This window comes from Verrucosispora sp. SN26_14.1 (assembly GCF_004307965.1).
Lineage (GTDB): Bacteria > Actinomycetota > Actinomycetes > Mycobacteriales > Micromonosporaceae > Micromonospora.
Genome location: NZ_SISL01000535.1, coordinates 1 through 3,685, shown reverse-complemented (window position 1 = coordinate 3,685; position 3,685 = coordinate 1). Strand labels below are relative to the sequence as shown.

Annotated in this window: 5 protein-coding genes; 4 read left to right on the top strand and 1 reads right to left on the bottom strand. The window is 73.1% G+C overall.

Going from position 1 to position 3,685, the window contains the following annotated elements; genetic code table 11:
* The coding region (locus tag EYA84_RS28570; RefSeq protein WP_236146009.1) for a serine/threonine-protein kinase at positions 1–1,013 on the bottom strand (1,013 nt) is incomplete at its 3' end.
* Positions 1,014–1,182: 169 nt separating this feature from the next.
* On the opposite strand from EYA84_RS28570, the gene EYA84_RS28565 reads away from it, so the two are divergent.
* The 4 genes from EYA84_RS28565 to EYA84_RS28550 all read left to right on the top strand — a co-directional run.
* Positions 1,183–2,013, top strand: a complete 831-nt coding sequence (locus EYA84_RS28565) for a patatin-like phospholipase family protein (RefSeq protein WP_131057051.1) — start codon at positions 1,183–1,185, stop codon at positions 2,011–2,013.
* On the top strand, positions 2,013–3,029 hold the full coding sequence (locus tag EYA84_RS28560) for a 1-acyl-sn-glycerol-3-phosphate acyltransferase (protein WP_131057049.1): 1,017 nt from the start codon (positions 2,013–2,015) through the stop codon (positions 3,027–3,029). The genes EYA84_RS28565 and EYA84_RS28560 overlap by 1 nt, the downstream gene beginning before the upstream one ends.
* Positions 3,030–3,038: 9 nt before the next feature.
* The gene (cutA, locus tag EYA84_RS28555; protein ID WP_131057047.1) at positions 3,039–3,359 is read left to right on the top strand and encodes a divalent-cation tolerance protein CutA; all 321 of its coding nucleotides are present in this window, start codon (positions 3,039–3,041) and stop codon (positions 3,357–3,359) included.
* 48 nt (positions 3,360–3,407) lie between these two features.
* Positions 3,408–3,685, top strand: a 278-nt coding sequence (locus EYA84_RS28550; protein ID WP_201272509.1) for a hypothetical protein, incomplete at its 3' end; no start/stop codon positions are given.

Below are 3,685 nucleotides of genomic sequence, written 5' to 3'. Positions count from 1 at the left end.
GGCGTGGGTTCCCCGGCCGCCGTGGCCGTCGTCGGGGCACCGGCCGCTCCGCTGGCGCCGGGAACGACCGGCCCGACGATGGTGCTGTGGGCCGGACCGACGGCGGCGGTGGCGCGGGTCGACGTCAGCGCGGGGAGCGTGACGGTGGGGGAGAGCATGGTGGTGGCCTGTGGGTCGGCCGGGAGCATCTGGTCCCGCAGCACGGTGGCCACCTGGCGGGCGGTGGGACGGTCGGCCGGGTCGCGGGACAGGCACCGCAGGCAGACCTGGGCCACCGTCGGGGGAAGCCCCGGCACACCGTCCAGGGTGGGCGGTGCCCCCTCGGCCAGCGCGAGGCTGAGTTCCTCCCACGTGTCCGCCGGGTACGGCACCCGGCCGGTGAGCATCTCGTGGATCAGCACCCCGAGCGAGTAGACGTCGGTGGCGGGCTGGGTCGGCGCGCCGTCCAGCCGTTCCGGAGCCACGTACGCCGGGGTACCGAAGGTGCCGCCGTCCTCGTCGTCGTCGGGGGCGCCGATGCGGGTGGCGATGCCGAAGTCCAGCACCTTGGCGCCGACCTGCGTCATCATCACGTTGGCGGTGGTGACGTCGCGGTGCACGATGCCGAGCCGGTGCGCGGCGGCGAGCGCGTCCGCGACCTGCGCGCCGATCTCCACCGCCTCGGTCCACGGCAGCGGCCCCTCGGTGAGCCGGAACTCCAACTCCTCGCCGGTGAGCAGCTCCATCACCACGAACGACGTGATGGAGCCGTCCGGCGACACGGTCTCGCCGTAGTCGTGCACCGACGTCACGTGCGGGTGCACGAGCGCGGCGGCGGCGCGGGCCTCCTCGCGCACCATGTCGCGGAACCGGGCGTCGGCGGCCAGCGACGGGGCGAGCACCTTGAGTGCGACCACCCGGTCGAGCACCTCGTCGTGGGATCGCCAGATCACCGACATGCCACCGGCACCGATCTGGTCGATCAGCCGGTAACGGGTGGCCAGCAACCGGCCGGGCTGCAGTGCTGGCTTCACGGATCGCACCTGCCCTCATAGGTGGGAGCGGTATCAGGTTGCGCGAATGTTGCCGCCCTGTCAACGGTCGGCCGGGCAGCCCGTACCGGTTCGGACACGGTGCGTACGCAGGGGGGCCTGCTGTGCCGGGGTGAACGGGGTACGGCACGGACGTGCCAGGATGAACGGCATGGCTCGGGGACCGGTGGCGTTCGTGCTCGGGGGCGGTGGCGTCCTCGGCGCGGTCGAGGTGGGCATGCTGCGGGCCCTGTTCCGCGCCGGGATCCGCCCGGACATGGTGCTCGGCACGTCTATCGGCGCGGTCAACGGCGCACTCGTGGCGGCCGATCCGACCGAGGCGGTGACCGACCGGCTCGTCCGCCTCTGGGCGTCCCCCGAGGCCAGTGAGGTGTACGGCGACTCGGTGGCCCGGCAACTGCGGCGCTTCGCGGCGCGTACCCACCTGCACTCGCCCCGACCGTTGCGCAAGCTGCTGGAGAGCGAGCTGGGCGCGGAGACCACCTTCGCCGACCTTCAGGTCCCGTTCCGCTGCTGCGCCGCGAACATCGAGCGGGCCGCCGAGCACTGGTTCGTCAGCGGGGCGGTGGTGCCCGCCGTGCTCGCCTCCGCGTCGGTGCCGGGGCTGCTGCCGCCGGCCCGGATCGGCGACCAGCACTACGTCGACGGCGGCATCGTCAACTCGATCCCGATCGGCGAGGCGGTGGTGGCCGGCGCGGGCCGGATCTTCGTCCTCCAGGTGGGACGGATCGAACGGGCGCTGGCGCCGCCCCGGCGGCCCTGGGAGATCGCCCAGGTGGCCTTCGAGATCGCCCGCCGGCACCGGTTCGCCCGGGAGATGGCGGCCCTGCCCGACGGGGTCGAGGTGCACGTGTTGCCGACCGGCGGGCTGGAACCGCGCGACGACACCCCGTGGGCGTACCGGGACATGGCGGCGGTGGGGCGGCGGATCAGCCGCGCGTACTCGGCCTCCCGGCACTACCTGGCGAATCTGGAGCGTTGATGCCGCTACCGCACCGGTGGATCCGCCGTCTGCTGCTGGCGCCGGGAATGGTGCTGCTGGTGCTCCTGCTGGTGACCACCGTGCCGGTGTGGGCCGTGCTGGCCCTGGCCGTGTCCCCCTTCGTGCCGGGGCGGCTGCGCCCGCTGCGGGTGCTCTGGATCGGCTTCTGCTATCTCCTCTGGGACGCGGCGGCGCTGCTCTGTCTCTTCGGGCTCTGGGTCGCCTCCGGCTTCGGCTGGCGGGTCGGCTCGCCGGCCTTCCAGCGCGCCCACTACGTGCTGGCGGGCTGGTTCCTGCGGGTGCTGTTCTGGCAGGCGAAGTGGACGCTGCGGCTGACCATCGACGTGGTCGGCACCGACCCGGACACCGCGTTGCCCGGCCGACCCGAGCTGGTGGTCTGCCGGCACGCCGGTCCGGGCGACTCGTTCATCCTGATCCACGCGTTGGTGAACTGGTTCCAGCGGGAGCCGCGCATCGTCCTCAAGGACTCCCTCCAGTGGGACCCGGCGATCGACGTGCTGCTCAACCGGTTGCCGAGCCGGTTCATCGCGCCGGGGCGCGACGGCCGGGGCTCGCTCACCGACCAGATCGGGCACCTCGCCGTCGGTCTGGACGACGACGACGCCTTCGTGATCTTCCCGGAGGGCGGCAACTTCACCCCGAAGCGGCGGTTGCGGGCCATCGCCCGGCTGCGGGACCGGGGGCACGAGCGGATGGCGGTCAAGGCCGAGGCGATGCAGCACGTCCTCGCCCCGCAGCCCGGCGGCCTGCTGGCGGCGCTGGACGCGGCGCCGGACGCCGGAGTGATCTTCGTGGCGCACACCGGGCTGGACCGGATGCTCACCGTCGCCGACGTGTGGCGCGAGCTGCCGATGGACAAGCGGCTGGTGATGCGGTTCTGGTCGGTGCCGCCGGAAGAGGTCCCGACCGGCCGCCAGGAGCGCATCGACTGGCTGTACGAGTGGTGGAGTCGGATAGACGAGTGGATCGCGGCCAATCGTGACGACGCCGCGTAGGGTTCCGGGATGGACCAGATCAGCGTGGTGACGACGGTGGTGGACGCGCGGTCGGTCGCCGATCTGCTGGCCGCCGCCGCGGTGGCCGGTCGACTGGCGGCCTGTGCCCAGGTCGGTGGCCAGGTGGAGAGCACCTACTGGTGGCGTTCCGGGGTGGAGACCAGCACCGAGTGGTCGTTGCAGTTCAAGACCGCACCGGACCGGGTCGACGCGCTGGTGGAGCAGATCCGCGCCAGCCACCCGTACGAGGTGCCGGAGATCCTGGTCAGCCGGGTGGACTGCGGCGACCCGGCGTACGCGACCTGGGTGTTCGAGCACACCCGGGCCTGAGTACGCGCACTCTGGTGCTGGTGGGGGTCGCCCGTCAAGGATGACCTGGTGGACAACGGCTACCCCTGCCCGGCCTGCGGCGCACCGGCGACTCTGAGTTCCGGGTGCACCGGTTGCGGTCGCCCGCCGCACGCCGCCGCCGCCGAGGTGATCCGGCTCGACCGGGAGATCGTCGTGCTCGGCGGCGAGGTGCAACGGGCCCGTCAGGCGTTCGAGGGGTTGACCGGCCGGTTGTCGGCGGTCCGTCGGCGTCGGGCCGAGCTGGCCGCCGCCGTACGCGCCGAGTTCCCGGCGGGTCCGGTGGCGGGTCGGCCGGGGGTGCCGGT